The organism is uncultured Muribaculum sp., assembly GCF_910583865.1.
Classification (GTDB): Bacteria; Bacteroidota; Bacteroidia; order Bacteroidales; family Muribaculaceae; genus Muribaculum.
Map to the genome: position 1 here is coordinate 1 of NZ_CAJTYX010000006.1, position 25427 is coordinate 25427.

20 protein-coding genes are annotated in these 25427 nt (G+C 54.1%); 5 read left to right on the forward strand and 15 right to left on the reverse strand.

Going from position 1 to position 25427, the window contains the following annotated elements; genetic code table 11:
* The first annotated feature begins 537 nt into the window (after positions 1-537).
* A complete protein-coding gene (locus QZ303_RS02300; protein ID WP_295728515.1) occupies positions 538-1461 on the forward strand; it encodes a transporter in 924 nt (307 codons plus the stop codon).
* 66 nt (positions 1462-1527) lie between these two features.
* Positions 1528-2214: a Crp/Fnr family transcriptional regulator gene (locus QZ303_RS02305; protein ID WP_295728517.1), complete on the forward strand. Its 687-nt coding sequence runs from the start codon at positions 1528-1530 to the stop codon at positions 2212-2214.
* A 37-nt stretch (positions 2215-2251) separates the two neighbouring features.
* Here the strand turns inward: QZ303_RS02305 and miaB are convergent, their stop codons facing one another.
* The gene (gene miaB / locus QZ303_RS02310) at positions 2252-3634 is read right to left on the reverse strand and encodes a tRNA (N6-isopentenyl adenosine(37)-C2)-methylthiotransferase MiaB (protein WP_295728520.1); all 1383 of its coding nucleotides are present in this window, start codon (positions 3632-3634) and stop codon (positions 2252-2254) included.
* 125 nt (positions 3635-3759) lie between these two features.
* On the opposite strand from miaB, the gene QZ303_RS02315 reads away from it, so the two are divergent.
* Both QZ303_RS02315 and QZ303_RS02320 read left to right on the forward strand, forming a co-directional pair.
* Entirely contained in the window at positions 3760-5250 is a 1491-nt protein-coding gene (locus QZ303_RS02315; RefSeq protein WP_295728523.1) for a succinate CoA transferase, read from the forward strand.
* A gap of 272 nt (positions 5251-5522) precedes the next feature.
* Positions 5523-5720: an entericidin gene (locus tag QZ303_RS02320; RefSeq protein WP_295728526.1), complete on the forward strand. Its 198-nt coding sequence runs from the start codon at positions 5523-5525 to the stop codon at positions 5718-5720.
* A gap of 129 nt (positions 5721-5849) precedes the next feature.
* Here the strand turns inward: QZ303_RS02320 and QZ303_RS02325 are convergent, their stop codons facing one another.
* From QZ303_RS02325 to QZ303_RS02375, 11 genes are all read right to left on the reverse strand, one after another.
* Positions 5850-6908 carry a 3-dehydroquinate synthase family protein gene (locus QZ303_RS02325; RefSeq protein ID WP_295728529.1) on the reverse strand — a complete coding sequence of 353 codons (1059 nt, stop codon included), beginning with the start codon at positions 6906-6908 and terminating at the stop codon, positions 5850-5852.
* 44 nt (positions 6909-6952) lie between these two features.
* Positions 6953-7702, reverse strand: coding sequence for an HAD family phosphatase (locus QZ303_RS02330; RefSeq protein ID WP_295728532.1), 750 nt, complete (start codon positions 7700-7702; stop codon positions 6953-6955).
* Positions 7703-7706: 4 nt separating this feature from the next.
* Positions 7707-11105, reverse strand: coding sequence for an AsmA-like C-terminal region-containing protein (locus QZ303_RS02335; RefSeq protein WP_295728534.1), 3399 nt, complete (start codon positions 11103-11105; stop codon positions 7707-7709).
* A gap of 20 nt (positions 11106-11125) precedes the next feature.
* Positions 11126-11911, reverse strand: a complete 786-nt coding sequence (locus QZ303_RS02340) for a DUF5715 family protein (RefSeq protein ID WP_295728693.1) — start codon at positions 11909-11911, stop codon at positions 11126-11128.
* Between the two features lie 282 nt (positions 11912-12193).
* Entirely contained in the window at positions 12194-12745 is a 552-nt protein-coding gene (locus QZ303_RS02345; protein WP_295728537.1) for a hypothetical protein, read from the reverse strand.
* A gap of 37 nt (positions 12746-12782) precedes the next feature.
* Positions 12783-13511, reverse strand: coding sequence for a 1-acyl-sn-glycerol-3-phosphate acyltransferase (locus tag QZ303_RS02350; protein WP_295728696.1), 729 nt, complete (start codon positions 13509-13511; stop codon positions 12783-12785).
* 60 nt (positions 13512-13571) lie between these two features.
* Positions 13572-14879, reverse strand: a complete 1308-nt coding sequence (locus QZ303_RS02355) for a folylpolyglutamate synthase/dihydrofolate synthase family protein (protein ID WP_363322799.1) — start codon at positions 14877-14879, stop codon at positions 13572-13574.
* Between the two features lie 31 nt (positions 14880-14910).
* Complete coding sequence (locus tag QZ303_RS02360; RefSeq protein ID WP_295728539.1) at positions 14911-15441, reverse strand: chromate transporter; 531 nt, start codon at positions 15439-15441, stop codon at positions 14911-14913.
* A complete protein-coding gene (locus tag QZ303_RS02365) occupies positions 15438-16094 on the reverse strand; it encodes a chromate transporter (protein WP_295728542.1) in 657 nt (218 codons plus the stop codon). The genes QZ303_RS02360 and QZ303_RS02365 overlap by 4 nt, the downstream gene beginning before the upstream one ends.
* Positions 16095-16250: 156 nt before the next feature.
* Complete coding sequence (locus tag QZ303_RS02370) at positions 16251-17798, reverse strand: sulfatase (RefSeq protein ID WP_295728545.1); 1548 nt, start codon at positions 17796-17798, stop codon at positions 16251-16253.
* A gap of 109 nt (positions 17799-17907) precedes the next feature.
* Complete coding sequence (locus QZ303_RS02375; RefSeq protein WP_295728548.1) at positions 17908-19161, reverse strand: TrkH family potassium uptake protein; 1254 nt, start codon at positions 19159-19161, stop codon at positions 17908-17910.
* A 295-nt stretch (positions 19162-19456) separates the two neighbouring features.
* Between QZ303_RS02375 and QZ303_RS02380 the strand changes: the two genes are divergently transcribed.
* Complete coding sequence (locus QZ303_RS02380) at positions 19457-21001, forward strand: endonuclease (RefSeq protein ID WP_295728551.1); 1545 nt, start codon at positions 19457-19459, stop codon at positions 20999-21001.
* A gap of 193 nt (positions 21002-21194) precedes the next feature.
* On the opposite strand, the gene QZ303_RS02385 is transcribed toward QZ303_RS02380, so the two are convergent.
* The 3 genes from QZ303_RS02385 to QZ303_RS02395 form a co-directional block, all read right to left on the reverse strand.
* The gene (locus QZ303_RS02385) at positions 21195-21917 is read right to left on the reverse strand and encodes a phosphatase PAP2 family protein (RefSeq protein ID WP_295728553.1); all 723 of its coding nucleotides are present in this window, start codon (positions 21915-21917) and stop codon (positions 21195-21197) included.
* Positions 21914-23665 (reverse strand): LTA synthase family protein, encoded by a 1752-nt coding sequence (locus QZ303_RS02390; protein WP_295728556.1) that lies wholly within the window; start codon positions 23663-23665, stop codon positions 21914-21916. Before QZ303_RS02390 ends, QZ303_RS02385 begins: the two co-directional genes overlap by 4 nt.
* A gap of 261 nt (positions 23666-23926) precedes the next feature.
* Positions 23927-25399 (reverse strand): oligosaccharide flippase family protein, encoded by a 1473-nt coding sequence (locus QZ303_RS02395; RefSeq protein WP_295728559.1) that lies wholly within the window; start codon positions 25397-25399, stop codon positions 23927-23929.
* Positions 25400-25427: the final 28 nt, after the last annotated feature.

Sequence of the window (25427 nt, forward strand, 5' to 3'; positions counted from 1 at the left end):
CCGGTTTTTATTGGTCAACAGCCGTTAAGGTTATTTAAGATGCGTCTGCCGTGCCGTTTCTCACGAAATGGCCTTCATTGTTGCCTTATTAAAGGCTTCCAAACCTAACATAAAACACATTTACTTTTATGCACTATTTACATTCGTCGCATTAATTGATTCTAACAATCTATACTAACCCTAAAATAATTATTAATACCAATTTTTCTACACGAATCAAAGATTATTCGTTCTGATAGTACAAAGTAAATCATAATTTCGCGAATATCCATAAAAGCTATATCAGTGTACAGTTTAAAACGGTATTAATATAGATAATATTATTTGTATATCAAGTATTTGTACATTTTAAATATAGATTATCAATCGAGATATACAGAGCGTTTGACAAGGCGGAGAGCAATCACGCGCACCCGTATGGACACATGGGAAAGCTCCTTCAATAAGAGAATTTCACTTGCGCCATACCAGAATTGCCATCTATTGAAAATTCATTAAATTTGCAGCCGCGTTACATAAGACAAAATAATCCGAGAAATGAAATATACAGATTTCCGACAGAAAATAAAGCCATGGATGCTCCCTATAGCCATGCTGACCGGGGTGCTGTTTCATGACAGCATACATTATCTGTCGTTTCTTTCCCCTTACCTGATATTCACGATGCTTCTGATCACATTTTGCAGAATCAGACCGGAGGAATTCCACATAGGACGTTTCGTGTGGATTCTGCTTGCCATACAGATTCTCGGATCAATGGCTGTATATCTTGCGATAGCGCCGTTTAACACCGACATCGCCCAAGGGGCGTTCATCTGTGTTTTCTGTCCTACTGCTACGGCGGCTCCAGTCATTACAGCAATGTTGGGCGGCTCAATAACGCTGCTCGCCACCTACTCCCTCATCAGCAACATCTCGGTAGCGCTGCTTGCACCGATGCTGTTCACTATCATCGGCGCACATTCCGACCTATCGTTTTTCGACGCGGCAATCCTTATCAGCCGCAGAGTATTTCCGTTGATCATGACCCCGCTGGCAGTAGCGCTGCTGATGAAAGCATGGACACCAAAAGTACATTCCTACATAGCGTCACGGCAGTCCCTCTCGTTCTACCTATGGGCAGCCGCACTGATAATAGTGGTAGGCAATGCCGTGAGCTTCGTAATCCACGAGCCATCCGGCCGCATCCCGGAGATGCTTGCCATAGCGGCGGCATCACTTGCGATGTGCGTAATGCAGTTCGGAATCGGACGCCTGGTGGGAAAGAAATATGGAGACAAGATATCGGGCGCACAGGGACTGGGACAGAAAAACACGGTATTGGCCATATGGATGGCGCTTACCTACCTCAATCCCATCGCATCGATAGGACCTGCCGCATATGTCGCCTGGCAGAACACCATCAATTCCCTGCAACTGTATTTCAAAGGACGCCCAAACGCAGGCGCCATACAAAAATAGAAGTTTGACCTGTGCCGGAACTTTTACGTACCACAGGTGTTAATATAACATAAATAAAGGCGCATTATGGACAGCATGTATGAAATACTCATGGGACTGCCGCTATTCAAAGGGGTAAGTCATGATAAGATCTCGGAAATCGTGGAGAAAGCGAAATTCCACTTTCTCAAATACACGGAAGGGAGCACGATAATAAACGCCCACGACCCATGCACCCACATCAAGTTCGTGATCAGCGGCAGCGTCCGCTCGACAATCGCCAACTCCGACGGAAGATTCAAGGTATCACAGACACTATGCGCGCCGAGCGTCATAGCTCCTGAGTTCCTGTTCGGGAAAGCGCCCTTCTATCCCAACACGGTAACGGCAATAGAGCCTACCGGGCTGCTGCAAATCTCCAAAAACGACTACATGAAAATTCTCAACACCAACGAGATTTTCATGTACAACTTCTTGAACACTTTATCGATGAACGCCCAGAAGGCCGTCGAGGGCATCCTTGCCATAACATCCGGCTCTCTTGAAGAACGCATCGCATTCTGGATAATATCGCTCACGCAACGTGGAGGCCGCGACATAGCCCTCACATGCAAGGCACGCGACCTTTATGCATTGTTCGGAGTGCAACGCACATCGTTCATCTCCACTCTTGACGGAATGAAACAGCGAGGCATAATTGAATATGACAATCAGGAGATCCGCATCAATTCACGCGACTCACTTCTGGAAATACTCAACACCTCCGCAGAGTAAGAGGGTGTAAAAAAATGTCCCCATAGAGACAGCCCGGTCACGCACCGGCACTCCCTATAAGCTCACATAGCAGCGTAGCCGACGAAGCTCCGGTCACTTTCACTTTCACAAAGTCGCCGACCTTGGCGTCTCCGCGTGGAAACACACAAGCCTTGTTCTGACTCGAGCGGCCTACCATCTGATCTTTCGAGCGTTTCGACACGCCCTCCACGAGCACATCGAGCACCTTCCCGATGTCGCGGCTGTTTGACTCGGCCGACAGCCTGTTCTGCAATGCTATCATCCGGTTAAGACGTTCGATTTTCACCTCCTCCGGCACATTGTCGGGAAGAGTGCGGGCGGCCACAGTCCCGGGCCGTTCAGAATACTTGAACATGAATGCCGAGTCAAATCCCACTTCTTCCATCAGAGATAGAGTCCGGCTGAAATCCTCCTCGGTCTCTCCGTGGAAACCCGTGAACAGGTCGGTGGAGATGCCGCAATCGGGTATCATCCGGCGTATGGCCGCTATCCTGTCGAGATACCACGCACGGGTGTAGCGGCGGTTCATACTCTTAAGCACCGAATCGGAACCGGACTGCACCGGGAGGTGTATGTGGCGGCACACGTTGGGATGACTTGCTATTGCGGCGATTATATCATCGGTCATGTCCTTCGGATGGCTTGTGGTGAACCGTATGCGCATGTCGGGAGCAGCCTCGGCCACTACAGACAGAAGCGATGCGAAGTCCGTGTGCGCCCCATCACCGTCGCTCCAATCATATGAGTTCACATTCTGCCCGAGCAGGGTCACCTCCTTGAAGCCTCGTGCGCGCAGATCGGCCACCTCGGCGAGTATGCTCCGAGGCTCACGGCTACGCTCACGTCCTCTGGTGTAAGGCACGATGCAGTAGGTGCAGAAATTGTTGCACCCGCGCATTATGCTCACGAAGCCGCTCACACGGTTGCCCGTAATCTTCATAGGGATGATATCACGGTAAGTCTCGGTGGTCGACAGCTCCACATTGATAGCCTTCTCACCGGCCTCCACAGAGGCAAACAGTTCGGGAAGCGACAGGTAGGAATCGGGGCCTGCAACGAGGTCGACACCGTGGCAGGAAATCAGCTCATCCTTGACGCGCTCGGCCATGCATCCTATCACGCCCACTATCAGCCCTCCGCCACGCTTGCGCCTGATGGCGGCGAGGGCCTGGAGGCGGCCCACGATTTTCTGCTCGGCGTTGTCGCGTATCGAACAGGTGTTAAGCAACACGGCGTCGGCGTCATCCACATTATCGACCACGGAATATCCGGCCATACCCATGACCGAGGCCACCACCTCGGAGTCGGCCACATTCATCTGGCAGCCATAGGTCTCTATATATAGGTTGCGACGGTTTTCAGATTCCGCCACCATCTTACCATATGTATTATTGCTCATTACTGACAACTTTGTGCAACGAAAATTTGCTTGATGGAGGGTTATTTCCTAATTTTGTGCAAAATTACAAAAACCCTACCATTTCCCGAAAGTGGTGTTACAATTATTATCATAAAAAACAAGCTATGGCATTCCCCGTCCTCAATCCACAGGAAGTTGCCGAACTGATCAAAGACCAGGACACCTTAGGTCTGTCAGGTTTCACGGCATCCGGCACACCGAAACTTGTCACCGAGGCAGTGGCAGCAAAAGCCGAAAGCGAGCATGCAGCCGGCCGTCCATTCAAAGTAAACGTCTATACCGGCGCATCCACCCAGGAACACGCCGACGGCGCCCTGGCCCGTGCAAACGCGCTGAACCGCCGCTCGCCATACCAGAACACACCCGATCTGCGCAAACGCATCAACTCACACGACGCACACTATTTCGACATGCACATATCCGAGCTGGCCCAGACGCTGCGCTACGGTGAACTTGGAGGAATAGATTATGCCATAATCGATGCCGCAAGTGTCGATGAGAAAGGCAACATAGTGCTCGGCACCGGTGTGGGCAACATCCCTACCCTCGCCCGCATGGCAAAGAAAATCGTGGTAGAGCTTAACGAGACCATCTCTCCCGAAATTGAAGGATTCCACGACATATACGTACCTCTCGATCCGCCTTATCGCCGCGAGATACCAATATACAAGCCCAGCGACCGCATAGGTGACACACTGCTGCGTGTCGACCCGTCAAAAATCATCGGTGTGGTGAAGAGCGACGTGACCGACGGCGTGAAGAAATTCGCCGAACTTGACGACATCAGCAAGCGCATCGGGGCCAACGTGGCCGGATTCCTCATCAGTGAATACCGCAAAGGCGGGATACCCAAGGAATTCCTTCCCCTACAGAGCGGTGTAGGAAACGTGGCCAACGCCGTACTCTTCGGTCTGGCCGACGCCACCGAGATTCCGCCGTTCGAGATGTACACTGAAGTCATCCAGGATGCCGTGATCCATCTCATGGAGCGTGAACGCTGCAAGTTCGCCTCGACATGCGCCATGACCATCACAGATGATGTAATCCGTCACGTCTACGACAACATCGAGTTCTTCCGCAGCAAGATACTTCTCCGTCCCAGCGAGATTTCAAACAATCCCGAGGTAATCCGCCGACTCGGAGTCATCGCCATGAACACCGCTCTTGAGGCCGATATCTTCGGTAACGTCAACTCCACCCACGTGCTCGGCACAAGGATGATGAACGGCATCGGCGGTTCCGGCGATTTCGCCCGCAACGCCTACATATCCATATTCTCCTGCCCGTCCGTGGCAAAAGGCGGCTTGATTTCTGCAATCGTGCCCATGGTGGCGCACGTCGACCACAGCGAACACTCCGTCGACGTAATCATCACCGAGCAGGGTGTGGCCGATCTGCGCGGCAAGGATCCCGTGCAGCGCGCCGAGGCAATCATCGAAAATTGCGCCCATCCCGACTACCGTCCTATGCTTCGCGAGTATCTGCGCCTCGGTGCGGGACAGACTCCCCACACACTGCGCGCCGCATTCGCCATGCACGAGACATTCAACTCGCAAGGCGACATGCACCTCACCGACTTCGGGAAATATCTCTGAGACAGTTCCAGGCATCGGCCATCATGACCGATCAAATCACTACAGATATTCAGTGCGATATGCCATTCCTTGGCATATCGCACATTTGTTAAACGAGCCTCTGCCCGTTAACTTTCATTAACATCAAAATCTCCCATTTTCGTTTTTTTGGCAAAAAACACCGCTTCATGCAAAAATTTTAGAAAAAAGCGCTTGCAGTTTCAGGAAACTGTATTACCTTTGCATCGTTTTTGAAGCTAAAAAAATTGTTTTATTATTAATTACAAAACGAAATGAAAAAGTTAGTTTTATTACTTGCTGTTGTATTCAGCGTATCACTTTTCTCTTGCGGTGGTAACAAGAACGCCGAGGCTAACGCTGCTGACTCTGTAGTTGTAGAGGAAGTTGCCGTAGAGGAAGTTGCAGTTGTTGACAGCCTCCCCGCTGACAGCGTAGCTGCTCCCGCTGACTCTGCTGCTGTTGCCCAGTAATTTTTGCTTGCCCCAACACGGCAGTGCATTCCGAAAGTCTCGTCTGGAGGAATTCACAGCATGAAATAAGCTGACCACACAAGTGATCAGCTTTTTTTATGCCCATACATGAACTCGGAATAACGCAGGCTATATCGACATGAGGTCGCGGAAAATGTCCATAGCAGTCATTATCTCGTTTTCATCCGCCGTACAGTCGAGCGCAACTACCCCCGGAGCCTCCAGCAGCGTGAAGTTTATCCGTGCGTCAAGATTCTTCTTGTCGTGGTGCATCAATTCAAGTAATCGCGGATAATCGTTACATCCCACGGCAGGCGTCCCGTAATGAAGCCTCACATAATCGGAGATGCGGCGCAGGCAATCGCTCGGAAACCCTTTCTGCATGTGGCTCAACACAAGCTCGACCACGATGCCCCATGCCACGGCATAGCCGTGTGGCACAGGACAGCCTTTTTCCATAGCGAGGCTCTCGAAGGCATGACCCACCGTATGGCCAAGATTGAGCGACTTGCGCAGCCCTTTTTCAAAAGGGTCCTCGCTGACAACGCGGCGCTTCACGCCTACCGACTCCTCAAGCAGCGACAGCAACCTGTCATAGTCAGCCGACACGGGATCGTACTCCAGCAGACGCGACAACGCTTCGTTCCCTTCCAGCAGACCATGCTTCACCATCTCGGCATAGCCGGAGTACAGCTCCATCTGTGGCAGCGATGAAAACACACATGTGGATATGACAACAGCCTCAGCTTCATTGAACACACCTACCTCATTCTTCAGGCCACCGAAATTTATCCCGGTCTTGCCACCTACGGCAGCATCGACAGCACCGAGCAGAGTGGTTGGCACATTCATGAAACGCATGCCGCGCTTGAAAGTCGAGGCGGCAAAGCCACCTATGTCTGTGACCATACCACCACCCACGTTGAGCATCAGCGAATGACGGTTGGCGCCCATACCCTGCAGCTCGCTCCATATATGTGTGAGCGAATCGATATTCTTATTCATGTCTCCGGCGGGGATTACAATGAGCTTTACCGCCCCAAGTTCGGGGCGACACTCCACCAGACGATTCCATACCAGGCGTGCGGTATTGCTGTCGGCAAGAGCATATGTCCCGTAGGCTTGGGCCTCATCTATGCGGCGCACCAGCTCTCCGGCCACGTCATTGGTAAATACAAGTGTCTGCATACAAGCGAATTTTTAGATTGTCAGTTTAGAGTGAATTACAACGGCTATATCGACATGCCGAACGTGTCAAGAAGGAGGGGAAGCCTCTCGGCAAGCACGGGCATAGACGGATATACGATGTCGGCACCGGCATCCATAAGCTCCTTCTCCGGTATAGGGCCGGTTGTGACCCCGATAGTGAACGCCCCGGAAGCCGCCCCCGAGATGACACCCATCGGCGCATTGTCGACCGCTATGCTGCTTTCGGGACACGCTCCGGCACGCTCCATAGCGCGAAGATACGGCTCAGGATGCGGCTTGCCATGCTCAACGTCGCGCGAAGTTATCTGCATCGCCGGCGGGAACGCCCCGGGATAGTCACGCTCAAGCCTGTCGATAAGGGAGCGCTGCCCGGAGCCGGTAACGAGGACGGTGGCGATACCGCGACGCATGAATTCACCCACCATACTGTCGGCGCCGGGCATAGGCTTCACAGGAGGCATCTCGCTGAAATACTGAGTCTTTCGGTGATAAAGCGCCTCACATTCCTCATCGGTGGCCTCCCTGCCGAAAGCCCGTCGGAAAAGTATCCGTATGGTATCGCGCCCCGTGCGCCCCTCATATAGGAAGAATTCGTCGTGTTCACACTCGACACCCTCCTCCGTCATAAGGCGATACCAGGCATCGGCATGCCCGGGCATCGAGTCGTAAAGAGTTCCGTCCATATCTATAAGCGCAGCTGTTGGTGCGAAGCTCATCAGATCGTGGCGGCGCAGGTAGCGGCACACAGCATCTTGTTCGGGAGTAATTGCCATCTATTCAGTTCTTTTTCTTCTTTTCTTTTTTGGATTTCTTAGTAGAAGCCTTCAAGGAGTTATCGGGGAGAGAGTCGCTGACCGCCGGAGGAGGCGCAGGAAGAAGCCCTTCCTTGATAAACACCAGCGAATCAGCCGCCGAGATGGTATCGGCAGCGGCATCGCCGGCTATTGCGCCAACACCGTCGACCTTCAGCGCTCCAAGGCGTGCTGCACGAGATCCCTTGCGGAACACATTGTCGATCTCCTTGAGCAAGTTGACGCGCGTATTGTCTACGATGGTCAGGCTCTCGCCTACGCTGCCGGGCTTATACTTGGACCCTCCGAGCCTTACTTTCATGTCATCGGGATTGCCTGACAAGTTTATGCCGAACTTGAACGGCAACGGCGACTTCAGCACGGAGATATGGTACTTGAAATTCAAGTCGAGGTCGTTGCTCCCCATCACCGCAAGCCGGTAGCGGTCGAAATCAAACACGAACGGGAAAAGTTGCACGGTAGAGTTCCTGACGAGCATCTCAGCCTCCATATGCTCTATCACATTACGCTTCTTGTTCTTGAACATAAGCCACTTGGCTATTGTCCGGAACGTCTCGGCATCAAGCAGCACAAGCTCGCGTCCTGCAAGTTTTATCACCGCATCGAGCGACGGCATCACAATGTTCATTGTCGAATCGATATCTGCCGTAGCGGCTATATTAGCATCGATCACACCTTCGAAACTTTTGAGCAACGGCATCAGAGAGTCGACGGCAGGAACCATGCCGATGAATTTCTTGACATCTATACCTTCGAGGTCAAGCCCCATGCCGAAGCGTATCTCCTCCTTGTCGGGGGCTGAATATAGCGCATTGAGCCTGACGCTGCCCATCTCGGAAGCGGCGCGCAGGTCATGAAGATTGATCGCGCCCTCGCTCACGAGCAGCTCTCCACGGAAGTCGTGCATGTCCATGTCGGAATAGACGACATTGTCGGCCCTTACGTCGAGACGTGCTTCAAGATTCAGAGGTATCAGCACGGCAGCGATGCTGTCGGCATCCACCCCGTCGGCAAGACGGTCGAGATCCGCATCCGACACGGCGTCGGTCACATCCATGTCCGGGGAGTCCTTGGCCGCATAATCGGCCCCGACATAGAATGCCTGCACGATCTCGTTCACGTTAAGCGAGTCGCTGTGAAGCTTCCAGTCAAGCTCGATAGGTGCGCCGCGAGTGAGCGCACGGCGTATGTTGCGCACCGAGCCGCTGACGGTGAAATCCGATTTTCCGCACCTGTACCGCACATTGTGCAGCACAAGGCTGTCGGTAGAGAACTCCACGTCGAAGTCCGATATGCGGTTGCGCAGCGGGAAATATGGTGAGAACATGCCTCCGCGCTCCGCAGTCAGCCGGCCGGTAAGTTGAAGCCGACGAAGGAGGCGGCCTGTTGATTCATCGACAGTCAGGTCAAGGCTATCGGCTCCGACATGCATGGCACGCTCCGCCTCGCGTCCGGCACGCCGTGCGGCCATGCGCACCGAATCCTCGGCTGTCATCACACGCCGCTCACGTTTGGGTTTTATGTACGCGTCCAGATCGAAATGACTCTTGCGCAGCCCCATGAAATTCTTGCGGTCGGTGAAGAATATCCTTCCGGCATCGGCTTCAATCTTCATATGTGGCAGACGCGCATTGTGCTCGTAGCGGCGCAACGCAATTCTGGCCGCTATATCGCCGAGGCGTATAATCGAAGAGTCCATATCGGTATAGCTCACACGGTCGGCTTTGAGGATGCCTCCGAAAGGTATCACTACCGTGCTGTCGGACGAAGGCGGACGATTGAGACATCCGGCACCCATCCTGGCGTTTTTCAGCCTTATATCCATCCCCCCTAATGCAAGGGAAAGTGTGTCACTGCTCACCGACATGGTCAGCAAGGAGTCGATTTTGACATTGTTGGCGGCAACGAAGCTACCGGCAGTGCCGAGCTTCACTTCCGTATGGCGTGTGTGGCACGCCATGTCGGCATGCGGCGCGTCAAATTCCAGGTCATCTACAGAGAGAGTGCCACGCAAAAGCAGCCGATGGAAATTATCCACAGTGAAGTCACTTAGCGAACAGCGCATATCAGTGTCGAGGCGTACACGTCCGCTCAACGTCGACGAGTCGGGAAGCATGGCGAGCAACTTCCGGGGCAGAGCGCCAAGCCGGCTCTCGACCACCACCTTGCCATCGAACGACGGATTGTCCATCATGTCACTAAGCCGCCCTTCCACGGCAAGTGCGCCCCCCATGCCTGCCAACTCCAGTTTTTTGACGGTCACGACAGCCGAATCGACACTTGCCGGTAAATCCACGTCTATGTCGCTCTCTATACGGTCGAACGACAACATCTTGTCATACACGGCCCGACAGCGCGGTATCTTCACATTTACCGCCATGGCAGGCAGCGTGTCTGTCATCGGGCGGAAAGGAACGGTAAGGCGTCCGCTCACGCTCACCATCATGTCGGTGTCAAGCGGGCCGATACGGCTACGGATGCTGTCAGAGAGCAGACCGAGAGCCGCTAATGGTGAAAACGGACCTACAGAAAAGTCCAGCTTCTTTAGTGTAAGCGGCTCATCGAAGTCCAGTTCGGCATTCCACTCCGATCTTATCCATCCGTTGCCACCGGTGCCTACGTTCAATCCGAAATCATTTATATCCACCAGCATCGGCTCGCTACTGTCCCACTTCACGGTTCCACCGAGATCCAGACCTATTTCCCCGGCCATGACCTCTCCGGGCATCTCCACCCTCACGGTGGAAGCAAGCCTGAGCAGATAGTCGGGATCGGCGTTCTCGACCACCGAGTCTCGGGCTATGACCACACTCACGCCGCAACTGTCGGCCACAGAACGATAGCTGACGAGTAGCGAGTCGGTTATTGTGAAACGGCTCAATGACACGTCGGGGACGAACGCAATCCCGTCATCTTCATGCACATCTTCCGAAGCGGGGAAAATATCGTAATTGGCATGAATCGAGTCGAGAGCCACGACGTTGATGCGGGAACTTTCAAGTTCTATGTCGTAGAGATGCACCTTGGCGGCAAGAAGCGCCGGCACATTGACAGAGCCATGGAAACGTCCCACCCTGAGCAGAGTGTCGCTCCCGGCGGGCAAAACGGAGCGAACCCCGGGCGACAACTTGTCGAAAGCCTTCGACACCACGGCAAGCGAGTCGACATCAACGGTAAGATGCGGAAATGTGTGCCATAACGTAAGCTCCACACGCCCTATATCGACACGCGCGTCAAGCGCATCATTGGCCACACGCTCCACTATCGGGGTAAGACGTGCCGGTGTCATGATCCATACGAGCAATGTGAGCGCCGCAAGCAGCAACACAGTGAATGTGCCGACAATCCAGGCAGTCCATTTCAATATTTTTTTCAGAACGCGCATCATATTTCGGAATCCTTGCGCCTGTCACGCGCGGTGATATGGAAACAACCCTGCTTGCGCTCATATTTCACATAGCAGCCGCCTTCGTCGCGCACGGCCTTGAGCACCTCGCCAAGCAGATTCTTCAAATCCTCCTGAGTACGGTTAACAGTCACGGAGTCGCATATGAATTTCGCATAGCTTATGTCGAAAGTAGTGCCGAACTGATGGGCCGACGCCTCGACGGCATTACCGTTGCGCCTTCGCAGGCTTTTTATGCCGGCCTTGGTGCGCAAAACGCTCGTCACCTTCAGCCTGTAAGCACCACCGCCACGGGCAACGAGCGAATCATTGAATCTCGCGCCTATCTCTCTTAGCAGAGCGGCCGCCTCGGGCACGAGGTAAGGGAGCGAATGGGTCAGCGAGTCGACCACATATTCGCGGCAGCTCTTTATACGGCACACAGGGCGACGCACACGCCAAACGTCGGCCAAAGTCTCTATCGGACTTATACCAATACGCTCGGCCTCGTCGAGATGCACGTAGTTGCTGTCGTTGAACACTTTGCCGAGTGTCCCTCCAACCGGATTGATTTTCATCTTCACACATCCGTCATCGGGCATCGTGTCCATGTGGCGTTCATAAGGGTTCACTCCTACGTAGCCCTCCTTGACCATCACATAGACGGTATCATGCGCAGCAGCCTCCGACCCACTACGACTCGACGAACATCCGCCCGTCATACCGACAGCGGCGGCAGACACCAAAGCGGCAACGACCGCACCGACCGCAGCCACACGCCTCATTCTCAAACGCCTGTAAATACGTTTCAATGACATTATTACTTCTGTATCTTCAATTACCTTCTTTTTTCCACCGTAAAGTTACCAAAATCCCCACATTCCGCCAACATCCCCTGCCCCGCCACCTCCCCTTTTCAATTTATTTTAGATGGTAAATCGCAATCAAGCTCCTAATATACATCTATTCAACGACACAGCACTGCCGCATCATGTCACAGCCTGCCTATAAAGACATTGAATGGCATGATGCGGCAGTGCCGCACATGTGGTCATGGTTATATGTTATTACATGTTGTCGTCGAAAGTCATTTCGTCGAACCCGGCGGCATCGAACTCATCATCGTTGTATTCGCTTGAGCCGTAGAATTCCTCGTCGAAATCCTCCGAAGCTGAGGCAGTAGAGGCTGCGGCCTTGGTCTCAAACTCCTCTATATCCATCACCTGAGCGGGAGCCGTGCCGCGCGAGGCCACGCAAATCGGGTCTTTCAGATTCTCTCCGGCAATGCTCTTTTTCATCTCTATAAAGAAGCAACGGTCGGTAAGATAGTCGAACACGAATATCAGACGCTGGCCATCGTCGACATAGTCGCTGAGCACGGTCTCGTCCATAAGATACACTTCCTGGTCGGAGTCGGCATCCATGTCCTCAAGCGTGATTTCCTTGCCCTTCTCCCAGTTGTCATCGCAAAGGAAGAATGAGCACATCTGATTCTTGTCATAATTGACGCTGTCACAGATGGCATTTTTAAGATCGAGGAACGTGGCGTCGGCGTCAATGTTGATTTCGCGTCGGAAATTGTCGACTTCGTCCGACACTATTCTGAAGTTGAATATCATTGGTATGTAATGTTATATTTCTATCACTTTTATGTACTCAGCGGAAGCGTTCCGGAAGCGATTCCCGGATGGCCCGCGCACTCTCGGTCATCAGCTCGCCAAGGTCGTGACGCCCGTCATGGGCAGGCTCTATAGGCTTGTGTATGGTAAGGGTGATCGTTCCCCAACGGGGTATCTTCCTGAAGCGAGGCATCACATCGAATGCACCATCAATCGAAATCGGCACTACCGGCAGCCCGAACTCCATGGCCAACATGTAGGCTCCGCGCTTGAACGGACGCATATGGCCGTCCCACGTGCGCGCGCCCTCGGGGAACACCACAAGCGACATGCCTCCACGCAACTGCTGCTCGGCGCGCTCCATGGTCCGGCGCGTGGCCGACGGCGACGAGTTGTCGACCATGATATGTCCGGTGACCTTGCAGGAATATCCCACGAGGGGTATCTTCTCAAGCGCCTTCTTCATCATCCACCGGAACTGGTGGTCAAGATAGCCGTAGATGGCGAATATATCGTAAGCGCCCTGATGGTTGGCCACGAACATATAGGACGTACCCGGGCGCACATTCTCACGACCTCTGACCTTCACCCTTACCAAAGTCATCACGCAGAAAAGACGCGCCCACCAGTGGGGGAAGAAGTAACCGCCCCACCGTCCCACACCAAGCACGGCGCTGATGATTGAAAGCGTGGCTGTAAGGATAGTGGCCGCCAGCAGGACGGGCGCCATTATCAGAATCTGGTATATGCGGTAAAGTATCAGCATCACGGATGCAAATTTAATGACCTATGGTTTAAATTGCAATAGTCCCGAGATTTTTTACCGCTATTTTTCGTGAGGGAAAGTGGCCAGGAAATCGGCCACGACGAATGTCGAGCCTCCGACAAACACGGTGTCACCGGGCGCGGCGTTGCCACAGGCGGCCTCCACAGCCTCAGCCACGGTGGGATACGCGTCGCCACGAAGGCCGAAGTCTGCGGCAATCCCGCGCAGACGTGTGCTGTCCATGGCCCTGTCGATGGAAGCGCGGGTGAAATAGAACCTAACGCCGGATTTCGGCATCATCTCAAGGATGTGGGCCACATCCTTGTCGCTTACAAAGCCTATCACCATATGCTTGATGCCGGGAAGTGCGGCGAGCCTCGGGGCGAGATACTGCCAGCCGCCTACGTTGTGGCCGGTGTCGCACACGATTCTCGGACCATCCCCGACCACCATCCACCGGCCCATCAGCCCGGTATCGTCACACACATGAGCCATGCCGCGCGCCACGTCGGCGGAGCCGACATTATAGCCGCGCTCGATCAGCTTGCCGACGGCGGCAAGTATAGTGGCGGCGTTGCGGGGCTGGCAGTCGCCTGTGAGCTGCCCGCGTAGAGTGCCGTAGGGTGTGTCGCGGTAAATTATGCCGTCATGGGTGATCTCTGCCGAGGAATAGGCCGGAGCATCGCATGCGAACATGACGGGAGCGCCGACCGATGCGGCCTTTTCGGCGAACATGCGGCGCACGTCGCCCTCGGCCTCGCCTACCACCACGGGCACATCGGGCTTGATTATCCCCGCCTTCTCTGCGGCTATCTCCGGGAGAGTGGAGCCGAGAAACTGAGTGTGGTCGAGCGATATGTTGGTTATCACACAGAGGTCGGGACTGATGATGTTAGTGCTGTCGAGACGTCCGCCCATACCCACCTCGACCACGGCCACATCGACATCGCGGCGCGCCATATAGTCGAACGCCATCACCATGGTAAGCTCGAAAAAGGATGGATGGAGAGAACGCACATCCTCCGGGAGCGCCAGATAGCGCTCCACGAAGTCGGCCACGGCATCCTTGCCGATCATCTCGCCGTCCACGCGTATGCGCTCACGGAAATCGACCAGATGGGGCGACGTATAAAGGCCAGTGCGATAACCTGCTGACTGAAGCATGGCCGCAAGCGTGTGTGCCGTGGAGCCTTTGCCGTTGGTGCCACCCACATGGATTGAACGAAAACGGCGGTGGGGATTGCCGAAGGCAGCGGCAAGCCTCCGCGACGTGTCAAGACCCGGCTTATAGGCCGGAGCGCCCTGACGCTGGTACATGGGGAGCTGCGTATAGAGAAAGTCGAGCGCCTGCTCGTAAGTCATTGCCATATATGAAATGGATTATTTTCTTGAACCCTGATCAGTAATATATTAAAAACCCGCCAAACCCGGCGAGACATATGATCCATATGGGGTGGAGTTTAGTGAAATACACCAGCAGGAACGAGATGCAGCAGATGAGTATGCTGAAAGTATTGTCGGGAAAGTTCTGCCGGTTCATCAGGAGCAATGCCGCAGAGGCGATAAGCCCGATGACCACCGGACGCAATCCGGCGAATATGCCTTTGATCACCTCCGACTCCCGGTGACGATGGATGAAATGGCTTGCATAGAGCACAAGGAGGAATGACGGCAGCATCACGGTAAGCGTGGTGACAATCGAGCCTAACACGCTACCTGTCACCACATAGCCTATATATGTAGCGCTGTTTATCCCGATCGGGCCGGGAGTCATCTGCGAAATGGCGACAATGTCGGTAAATGTCTGCTCGGTGATCCATCCCGGCGCCACCACCTCGCGTTCGATGAGCGCAAGCATGGCATAACCGCCTCCGAAACCGAACAGCCCGATCTTAAGATACGCCCATATCAGCTTGAGATACACGCTCATCGCCCACCTCCTTTCTCATCGTCGCCGGCCGAAGCCTCACGGCTCTCGCGCAGTCTGCGGTTGGCTCGTCTGAGCCAAAGCCAGCCGCCGACACCACCGAGAAGTATAAACCATATAGGGTTGGCGCCAAAGTAGATAAGTAGCGCCACCACAACGGGAATCCACACCGTGCGCCACCCTATTTTGGCCGAACGCGCCGAAGTAATTACCGGAGCTATGATAAGAGCCACCACACATGGACGTATCCCCTTGAATATGGCGCTGACCACGGCGTTCTCCTTTATTATGTCGGGAGTGAGAAAGACCGCTATCGCCAGGATTATCAGAAACGAAGGGAGGATAGTGCCGAGAGCCGCCACCACGCTGCCCCGGAGGCCACGCAGCCTGTCGCCGATGCTCACGGATATGTTGACAGCCAGGATGCCTGGAAGCGACTGCGACACGGCGAGCAGGTCGAGGAAATCCTCGCGTCTGATCCACCGGTGCTTGTCGACAATCTCGCGCTCGATAATCGATATCATCGCCCATCCGCCTCCGAAGGTAAACGCGCCTATCTTCAGAAAAGTCCAGAAAAGAGGTCCATAGATACCTCCCCGAACTACATTACCGTCACTACCGTCATCGTCGGCAGGACGCTGTTCCAAATCGTTCATATGCTCTAATCTGCATTTTGGCTTATGTGGCTGCAAAATTACTCATTTTCGCTCTCCTTTTCAAAATATTGCAAAAATGAATCCGAGAAGTCATCTATGCGGAGCAGGATAGATACGTGGGATACGACGAAGGGCAACGGACGGACGCGGGAAAGGTCAGCGGGCGTCAGGCCAGGGAAGAGGCTTGCCGGTGGATTTCAGAATCGGACGCATGGCGCCGGCGCTCCGGAGAGAGTCGGACAGCTCGACAGAAAGCTGCCTCACCAGATCGGGCAGTTCAGCGGCACGGTCACGGGTCTCGCCTATGTCCGACACCACGTCATACAGCTCCTTGCGTCCCGTGGCATAGTTGTAGATCAGCTTCCAGCGATTTTTGCGTATCGCGCAGTTAAGGTCGATGCCGGGGCCTTCGAGTCCCCACACGTGAGGATAATTCCAGATCAAGGCACGGTCGGCCGAAGGGTCACCTGTGCCGTCTATAAGCGGCACGAAACTACGCCCGTCAATCGCGTGACCGTAATGGTCTGACGCCTCGGGATCAATGCCGGCCATCTCCAGTATGGTGGGATAAAAATCCTCAATCATGACATAGCGGTCGCACTCCGACCCGGATGGTGTATGCCCGGGCCATCTCACGATAAGCGGCTCACGGATGCCACCTTCGAGCAGTGAACCCTTGCCGGAGCGCAACGGAGCATTCTGCGTGTGCGGCTCGCCGTCGCGCCACTCGGTCGAGGCCGCCAGTCCGCCGTTGTCGCTCATGAATATGACTATCGTATTGTCGGCCTCGCCGTTGGCCTCCACCCAGTCGAGCAGGTCTCCGATACTTTTGTCCATCCCCTCGATTAATGAGGCGTAGGCTGCCTCCTTCTCCGACAACCCGCGGTCGAGATGTTTCCGGTAGAAACGCGGATCGCGGTCAATAGGGACATGTATGGCATAATGCGCCATATAGAGAAACCATGGCTGGTTGTACTTTTTCGCCTTGTCGAGCGTCTTTATCGCCTCCCGGGTGAGAGCCTCGGTGGCAAACGTGCCGGTACCCCAATATTTTTCAAGTCCCTCGATGGCATTGGGAGCAAGTTTGTTGCCGGCATCGTCGTGGCCATAGTTGCGTTCACTGAGGTAGGTGGCAAGTCCCCCTGCGGCAGTGCCCGCGATATTGACTTCGAAGCCCCAGTGGTGGGGACTCTCGCCCGGAGTGTCGAACGCCCCGAAATGCGCTTTTCCCACATGAATGGTATGATAGCCCGAATCCTTCAGTTCCTGCACGAACGACGGACCGACAAACGTGTTGTTGATACTCCCGACACGACTTATGCCGTTGTAGTTCCAGTCGGGCATGGCTATGGAGTCGTTGCGGCCATCTTCCGGACGGTCGCGGTGGAGCGTCCAGTTGGTCACACCGTGGCGCGCCGCATTCGCTCCCGTGAGCATGCTGCAACGCGAAGGAGAACTGATCGCGCACGCATATGCCTGCGTGAAACGCATTCCGCTCCGGGCAAGGCGCTCCATGTTGGGAGTAAGATATTTCCGGTTGTTGTCCGTAGCCTCGGGGGTAAACGGCACCGACGTGTCCTGCCACCCCATGTCGTCGACCATGAACAGCATTATGTTCGGACGCTTCCCGGCACTATCCTGCGCCGCCGTTGCGCCGCAACCCATAGCCGCAAGAAACGGCCATACCATGCTCCTCATTTTCATTGCTGTAAATTTTCCATGATTGATTTATGCGAATTTAGCACATTCTCATCAAATATCCTCACGTCCGCAACACTTTCACATTCATCAGCCATGGCTATAAAACTACATTCTACGCTGCAAGATCCTCTTTCCGAGGCCTGTCACGCTTCTTCCCTTTAAGTCTGCCAAGCAGTGCCGTACCGAATGTTATGACACCTATACGCCCGACATACATCAGCACTATTATGGTTATTTTCCCGGCCACGGAAAGCGCGGGGGTTATCCCGGTGCTCAACCCGACCGTGCCTATTGCAGACGAAGCCTCGAACAGGATTTGAGACAACGGGAACGGTTCGCAATAAGACAGCACTATACAGCCAAGGAATATCATCACTCCGTACACAATGATGCTTGTAAGAGCAGTATCCACCCGATAATGCGGTATTTCACGGCCTAAGAAAGTGACTTTATTTCGTAAGCCAAGTTTGGAGATCACGAACCCCCATACGGCTGAGACGGACGTGCTTTTCACACCGCCTCCCGTACCGGAAGGTGAAGCGCCTATAAACATGATTAGCGAGAATACAAGTATCGGACCAACTTTAAGCGCACCGAGATCCACGGTATTGAAGCCCACCGTCGTCATTGCCGACATTGTCTGGAAGAACGACATCAGCATCCTGTCGCCCCACCCGTGAACGGTCGACATGGTGGGGCTGAAGTATAGGATCAGCGTACCACCGACGGTCATTATGGCGGTAACAATCATAATAACCCGTGTGGTGAACGTAAGAGAGTAGCCCCGCTTCCTGATTTTGTATAGGATATCCGTTATCACGATGAAACCCATTGCCCCCGCATAGCTCAGAACCGCTACCGTAAGGTTTATTGCGATATTGTCGCTGAAACCACATAGGGAATCGCTGAAGGGACTGAATCCGGCTGTGCAGAATGAGGATATCGAAAGGAACAATGCGTTCCACCCCGCCAATGGCACTCCCGCATGATGAAGCGCGAAGAAAAAAGAGAGGAATCCCAATAGCTCGAAGATGAACGTAAAATGGATTATGTTGCTGACCAGATCTCGAAGCGGCATTCCGTCAGGACGCGAGAAAGAAGAGTCTATCAGAAAGCGGCTTCCACCGCCGGCATGGTGCGATATCCGGAAGAATATATACGAACTCATGGTCATGTAGCCTATACCGCCGATTTGTATCAGCAACAGTATCACGCATTGCCCGAAAATGGTGTATGTAGCCGGGATATCCAATGTCGCCAGCCCGGTCGTCGACATGGCAGAAACGGCGGTAAAAAGATTATCGAGCCACCCCGCGTCGGTATTTCGTGAGACCGGAAGCATCAGCAACAGGAAACCGATGAACATATATATCAGATAACCAAGCAATATCCGTCGCTCCGGGTTGTCTGAACGTTTGCTTAATATAATACGATTTATCGGAAACACACATGACAATGCGTTTCTAATGCGTTCTTTCTTATCCACGAGAATATTTTTGTAATAAAACATCCAACTATTCAATGTGGTTTATCGCCGACTGCAAGTCTACAGCAAGCCTTAAATTTCCATCATGATTACGCATGTTTTCTGCGTAAGAATACGTAGCTTTGTACACTCCAATCTTATACATTCAACAATATTACAAACCAACTTTACCTGCATGAGGAAACTTTACCTACTGACGATGGCGGCGATGGCGATGGTGCCCGCCACCCTGTCCGCCGAAATCCCCAAGGGATACTACGATTCTCTGAAGGGCCTGAAGGGGGCTGAGCTGAAAAACGCCCTGACAAAGACAGCACGCCCCAAGAGCACCCCGAGCTATGGATCGGGCTACGGTGGCACATGGTACTACTTCTGGGAGACCGACCGGATGCCTGACGGAAAGACATGGCGCAACCGCTACAGCGACGAGACGTTCACCGTAGGCTCACGCGGAGATGCCGCGACTGGAATGAACATCGAGCATTCATTCCCGCGCTCATGGTTCGGCGGAAAGGGGAAAGCACCTGACAACGATCTGTTCAACCTGTATCCCTCACCTTCCGCCACCAACGGCGACAAGAGCAACTATATCATGGACAAAGTGGCCGTGGCCAACACTGACAAGAGCGACGGCTATACCACGATAGGCACGAGCAGCCACACCTCGGAAGCGTGGGCGTGGGAGCCTAACGACTCATATAAGGGAGACTTCTCGCGCGGGTACATGTATATGATAACGGCATGGAAGAACGACGTGACTTTCACAAGCCGCGCCGTCAACTTCATGAACAACGACCTCTATCCGGCGCTGTTCGACTGGGCGGCACAGCTCTATTCGTCATGGTGCCGCCTGGATAAGCCGGACCGGGTGGAAATCGACCGCAACGACGCAATCTACAAGATACAGGGCAACCGCAACCCCTATATCGACTTCCCCAACCTTTTTGAATACCTGTGGGGCGACAGCACGGCGTACGCGTTCGACCCGGAAAAGACGGTTGTGGCCGGTGGCGGCATGTACACCCCGGGCGACGACCCAATGAACCCGGATAAACTCGACCCGACCAATCCCGACCATTTCGACATGATGGACCAGATATATTATGCCGACTACACACAGGGTGACTTCAACGCCACGGAAACGACCGTTAAAGCCCCGGGCACATATGCCACCGTGTGGAAGCGCAACTCAAAATACGGCTGGGTAGCAAACTCTTACATAAACGGGACGCGCTATGAGAGCGATGGCACGATATACACCGCAGAAATCAACCTTGACGGACTGACCAACGCTTATGTCAGGTTTGAGCACGCCGTCAACTTCCTCCCGGGCAAGTATCTTGACTATCTTACGGTGATGGTGGAATGCGACGATGTGACAACCAACATCAATGACAAAACAGTATGGCCGGCAGGCAATACCTGGAATTTCGTAAGCTCCGGCGTGATCGACCTCTCGGCCTATGCGGGAAAGAAGGTGCGTCTCGGATTCCGCTATACGAGCACGACCGGCAATTGCGGTGCATGGGAAATCAAGAACATTGAAGTTCGCGGCGGATCCACTGCCGGAATCGATGACATTTACGACACTCCCGCTCCGGAATTCGACCCCACCCTGCCGGCTGAGTATTTCACCATCGACGGACGCCGCACCGATGCCTCGGCCCGCGGGGTGCTGATCGTGCGCCAGCAAGGCCGCATCTACAAGATCATGCGCTAACCATCCCTTTCTCAAGGCGTAACTTAATAAAAACGCACATAGCACACAGAGCGCACATAGAATAAATAGACAGTACATTAATAAAGAAGAGCACAGAGACGATAGGCCGAAGCCTGTTATTCTCTGTGCTCTCAATATTATGTAGCGTTGTCTTATTCTCTGTGCGCTCTGTGTGCTATGTGGCGTTTTCTCCCTACGCGAAATATGCGTAAAGGGAAATGAAAAGCAGCACGGTAGTGGTCAGTACACCGGTGGCACATATGAGCACTGAGTTGCTCATATGCAGTTCGGGTATGCCCGAACCGAAACTGAGGTGCACGATGTCACGGTTAGGCTTCAACGGATGGTGGAAAATCCACAATCCCGCCATCTTGACGGCACGAAACGAGACGTAGCCCATGAAAGCGCCGATCAAGGCTCCCACGAGGATATCGCCGGGATAGTGGACACCAAGATACACACGGCTATAGCAGTTAACCGCAGCCCATGCGAAAAGCGACACGACTGCAACGCGCCGATGGCGGAACACGTAGGAAAGGTATGTGGCTACGGCAAATGTGTTGGCGGCATGGCACGAAGGGAATCCGTAGCTGCCTCCGCGATATCCCCACACTATGTGCACAAGGTCGGAAATCGGGTTATCGGGATTCGCCGGGCGCAGACGGTGGACAAGCGGGCGGATAAGCGTGGCACATGTCTGGTCGGCAAGCGTGACTGTCAATGCCACGCCGAGAGCCACAATCACCCCTCCGGCGAAGCCGAAACGGTGGACAACCATAGCGAATATCATCACATACATGGGCACCCACACCATCTTTGACGACAGGAGCATCATGAACTGGTCGAGTGACGGCGTATGGAACGAGTTGAGGAAAAGGAACAACTCGGTGTCAAGCTGGGAGAGAAAATCTATCATCTCTGTTGTAAATCGTTATAAAGTGTTTGCAGATAAGCTCTGACAGCCCGGATGCGCAGGGAATCGCCCGCTTCGCCGGTATCGGAGGAAATATTGAGTGTCGCCGTCCACTCCGGGGCGGCTATAGAGACATGCTCGGCATCGCTGAAGAAGGCCATGCGCGGAGCAGAGGGACTGAAAACGTCGTGGCTGAAGGGGAACTCTCCGGCAGGAAGCCCGAGCATCCCGAGAAGGGTGGCGGCTATGTCGGTCTGTGCCGCTACGGCATCGACGCGCGCCGGAGCCGAATGCAAGGCGCCACCCGCGATGATGAGTGGCACGTGATGGCGCGACGCCTGATCGGTCAGAGTGTCGGGCCACACGGCAAAATGGTCGGGGACGATGACCACAAGGGTGCTGTCCCAACGCGATGTGCGCGACATGGCGTCGTACCACTCTCCGAGCGCATTGTCGGCATAAGCGAACGCGTTGAGGCGTTCGTCGGAAAAGCCGGAGGTGTATGGCACGTCGAAAGGCTCATGCGAGCTTGATGTCTGTATCACCGTGAAGCGCGGAGCACAAGCGGGAGTGCCGGCATCCGCGTCGGCAAGCGCGCGGTCGAACACAAGATGGTCGGGAGCACCCCATTTGCTCACACGCTCCGTCACCGGAAAATCCTTGTCGGAGATTATCCTGTCGAATCCGGCCGAAACGAGGTATGCGTTCATGCTCGTGAAGTTCACGTCACCGCCATAGTAGTATGCCAGATCGTAGCCGGCATTCTTCAGGGCTTTCGGAAGCGACGGCAGATTGTCGGTCTTGTCGACAAACTTCATTATCGACGTGGTGGGCTGCGCCGGATAGCCGCTGAGTATGGCCGGAAGAGCACGGTCGGTGCGGAATCCGGAGGCGTAGCAACGCGTGAACAGCACACCCTCCGAAGCTATAGAATCGAGCCTCATGGCCACGGGCGACCCTCCGAGCGACGGGAGCAGATGGGCAGAAAAACTTTCGAGTATCACCAGGCATATGTCGGGACGCGAGGTGGATAGAAGCGGAGCCACCACGGTATCGACGGCGCACTCCCTTTCAAGGTTTTCCACAATCCCACGAGCCTCATCGGGGGCATAGAACGAAAATTGCGAATCAAAATCGGATTGATGCGATGCCGAATATAAGAATGAGAACAGCGGGTTGACGGCTGCATGGTTCATGCGTGTATCGCTGCTGAAATAGGCGCGGCTGAGGTTCATGGTGCTGACGGTAAGGCCGCCGCGTATCGGAAGGAAAAGCATGGCTGTGCATACCGTCATCACTCCGGCCACACGCAGGCGCTTCGCCATCGTTCCGGGCACGGGTGTGAGCGGCACGAAGCGCATCCACATCAACAGCAGGGCCGTGAAAAGCAAGTTGAGCAACAGAACCATCACGAGTCCGCCACCGGTGCCTCCACTCGCCAAAGCCGCAGATGGCGACGACATGAAATAGAACAACGGAGTTGTGTCGAGTTTGAACCCCCAGTAAGGGTAGAGCATCGCGTCGGCCGACACAGCAAGTGCCGTGACAAACGCCTCGACCGCGAGCACACATTTCAACGCAATAGAGAGCGTCTTGACCGCACGAGGTGAGGCAACGACGGCACTCGCACCAAGCAAAAGCGCGGGAAGCACCGTAAGGTAGCCTGCCATGGCAAGGTCCATGGCAAGGCCGTTCCACACTATCGCAGCGAATCCACCGACGCCAAGACCGGCATAAATCGAGGAATTCATAAGCACGAAAGCACACTTGGCAATCACAAAAATGACCGTCAACTGCACAAATATGATTACGAATAAGGATACCCGCTGCTTCACTGCGTATTACTAATGCACCGTGTGATTACTATAACGCACCCTCATATTAAATGGGGTGCTTCACTTTTCCGACTGCAAAGTTATACTATTCCGACCAATATCAGCGCATTATTTGCCAACTTTTATCCCAGTTTAATAACTTTTCAGTATGTTTTCCGATAAAATCCACAAATAAGGCTATCGGCTCAGCCTGGAACGTATGCCGCGGAACGAAGTTACCAAAGTGACGGCAAGGAGCACAGCTGTCACTACAGAGCCAATCCGGATGTCGGAAATAAGCGTTGCAAGAAAAGAGAGGAGTACAGGTACGAATAATATTATCATGAGCCTTAAAGTAGGTCCGTCGATACGATAGCCGTAAGCGCGCCTGTTGACCACATAGTAGGCCGCCACATCCACCGCATGCACCACAACCATGGCCACACCGAGTCCTACAAGCCCCCACAACCAGTAGCACAGGCAGTTAACAACGAGCATCACGCTGCATCCGAACACCCCCTCCAAGCAGAAATAAAGCCGCTTGTTGCCTTTGGCGAAAGCGATATAGCCGAGCGGATAGGCCATCGCGCGCAAGAAAAGCCCAAGAGCCATCCATCTCACCAACGGCACTACCCCCATAAAGGCTTCCGATGTCAGCACCCTTATCAGCACCGGGGCGGTAAGCATGAGGATTATGGCAAGAGGAGCCACGATCAGCCCGACAAGCTCATACTGGCGGTTGACGATGACGGTCATGCGCCGGTTATCGGAAATAGCCGCCGACAGACGCGGGAAATAATCGAGCGACATAGCCGTAAAGACCACTCCCACATATTGTCCGGCAATGCTGTTTGCCGCCTGGAAAAGGCCGACGTCGGCCACTCCACCGATCGAACGCACCCACATGTTGACGAGATAACCGGTCAAGGTTGTGAGCACTGTCCCGGCCATCAGCACAAGCCCCAGCGCCAGAAGGCGGCGCGTCAAGGCCTTGCGCACGTCGCGGGCCACATCAACGCGGGGAGAATGATGCGTCTTGCCCATGTTGTAGCGGAAGAAAGCCCACGTGACCACCGACATTAGTATCATGGCGGGGACGATACCGCCGTAGCCGAAAAACCAGTATAACGGCACTCCTCCGACAAGGGCGGTGAGCGCACCAACGAGCGACGCCTTCGACAGCCGCTTCACCTCATGCAACCCTTGAAGAAGCGACATCTCGCCGTCGGCCATGACGGAAAAGAGCATCATCACCGACAGGGCGACGAAGCTCCATGTATAGAGGTCGTTATCGAAAGTCAGCCGGCTGAGAAGCATCGAGCAGGCGCCACACAGGAGCATGGCAAGGAGCGCCGTCCAACGCACCACCCGACGGGCCACAGCCACGACAGAATCCGTGTCGAGGGCAGATGCGTCGCCATCCCTGGTAGCAGCGACTTCGCGCACTATCGACATAGGCAGCCCGCATGAGGCAGCCTGCTTGAGTGTGTTGGTCGATGACACGAGCAATTGCGATATGCCCATCCCCTCAGGACCGAGAAGCAACGCCACACACTTGCCTCTCACCACATTTATGGCAATCTGCAGCACCTGGACTCCACCAAATGCCGACATGCCACGCATAATGCTCCGGTAACTGTTCTCCTTGACGATAGTTGATTCGTTAGCCATCCTTCCCTCGGTTGCTACATAAAGGAAA

Coding starts and splice junctions, on each gene's coding strand:
- QZ303_RS02370 (WP_295728545.1), bottom strand. CDS start 17,798: ATGAAAATGAGGAGCATGGTATGGCCGTTTCTTGCGGCTATGGGTTGC.
- QZ303_RS02315 (WP_295728523.1), top strand. CDS start 3,760: ATGGCATTCCCCGTCCTCAATCCACAGGAAGTTGCCGAACTGATCAAA.
- QZ303_RS02305 (WP_295728517.1), top strand. CDS start 1,528: ATGGACAGCATGTATGAAATACTCATGGGACTGCCGCTATTCAAAGGG.
- QZ303_RS02365 (WP_295728542.1), bottom strand. CDS start 16,094: ATGAACGATTTGGAACAGCGTCCTGCCGACGATGACGGTAGTGACGGT.
- QZ303_RS02375 (WP_295728548.1), bottom strand. CDS start 19,161: ATGTTCATCGGTTTCCTGTTGCTGATGCTTCCGGTCTCACGAAATACC.
- QZ303_RS02360 (WP_295728539.1), bottom strand. CDS start 15,441: ATGAGCGTGTATCTCAAGCTGATATGGGCGTATCTTAAGATCGGGCTG.
- QZ303_RS02390 (WP_295728556.1), bottom strand. CDS start 23,665: ATGAATTCCTCGATTTATGCCGGTCTTGGCGTCGGTGGATTCGCTGCG.
- QZ303_RS02340 (WP_295728693.1), bottom strand. CDS start 11,911: ATGAGGCGTGTGGCTGCGGTCGGTGCGGTCGTTGCCGCTTTGGTGTCT.
- QZ303_RS02300 (WP_295728515.1), top strand. CDS start 538: ATGAAATATACAGATTTCCGACAGAAAATAAAGCCATGGATGCTCCCT.
- QZ303_RS02355 (WP_363322799.1), bottom strand. CDS start 14,879: ATGGCAATGACTTACGAGCAGGCGCTCGACTTTCTCTATACGCAGCTC.
- QZ303_RS02330 (WP_295728532.1), bottom strand. CDS start 7,702: ATGGCAATTACTCCCGAACAAGATGCTGTGTGCCGCTACCTGCGCCGC.
- QZ303_RS02345 (WP_295728537.1), bottom strand. CDS start 12,745: ATGATATTCAACTTCAGAATAGTGTCGGACGAAGTCGACAATTTCCGA.
- QZ303_RS02325 (WP_295728529.1), bottom strand. CDS start 6,908: ATGCAGACACTTGTATTTACCAATGACGTGGCCGGAGAGCTGGTGCGC.
- QZ303_RS02320 (WP_295728526.1), top strand. CDS start 5,523: ATGAAAAAGTTAGTTTTATTACTTGCTGTTGTATTCAGCGTATCACTT.
- QZ303_RS02385 (WP_295728553.1), bottom strand. CDS start 21,917: ATGATAGATTTTCTCTCCCAGCTTGACACCGAGTTGTTCCTTTTCCTC.
- QZ303_RS02395 (WP_295728559.1), bottom strand. CDS start 25,399: ATGGCTAACGAATCAACTATCGTCAAGGAGAACAGTTACCGGAGCATT.
- miaB (WP_295728520.1), bottom strand. CDS start 3,634: ATGAGCAATAATACATATGGTAAGATGGTGGCGGAATCTGAAAACCGT.
- QZ303_RS02380 (WP_295728551.1), top strand. CDS start 19,457: ATGAGGAAACTTTACCTACTGACGATGGCGGCGATGGCGATGGTGCCC.
- QZ303_RS02350 (WP_295728696.1), bottom strand. CDS start 13,511: ATGCTGATACTTTACCGCATATACCAGATTCTGATAATGGCGCCCGTC.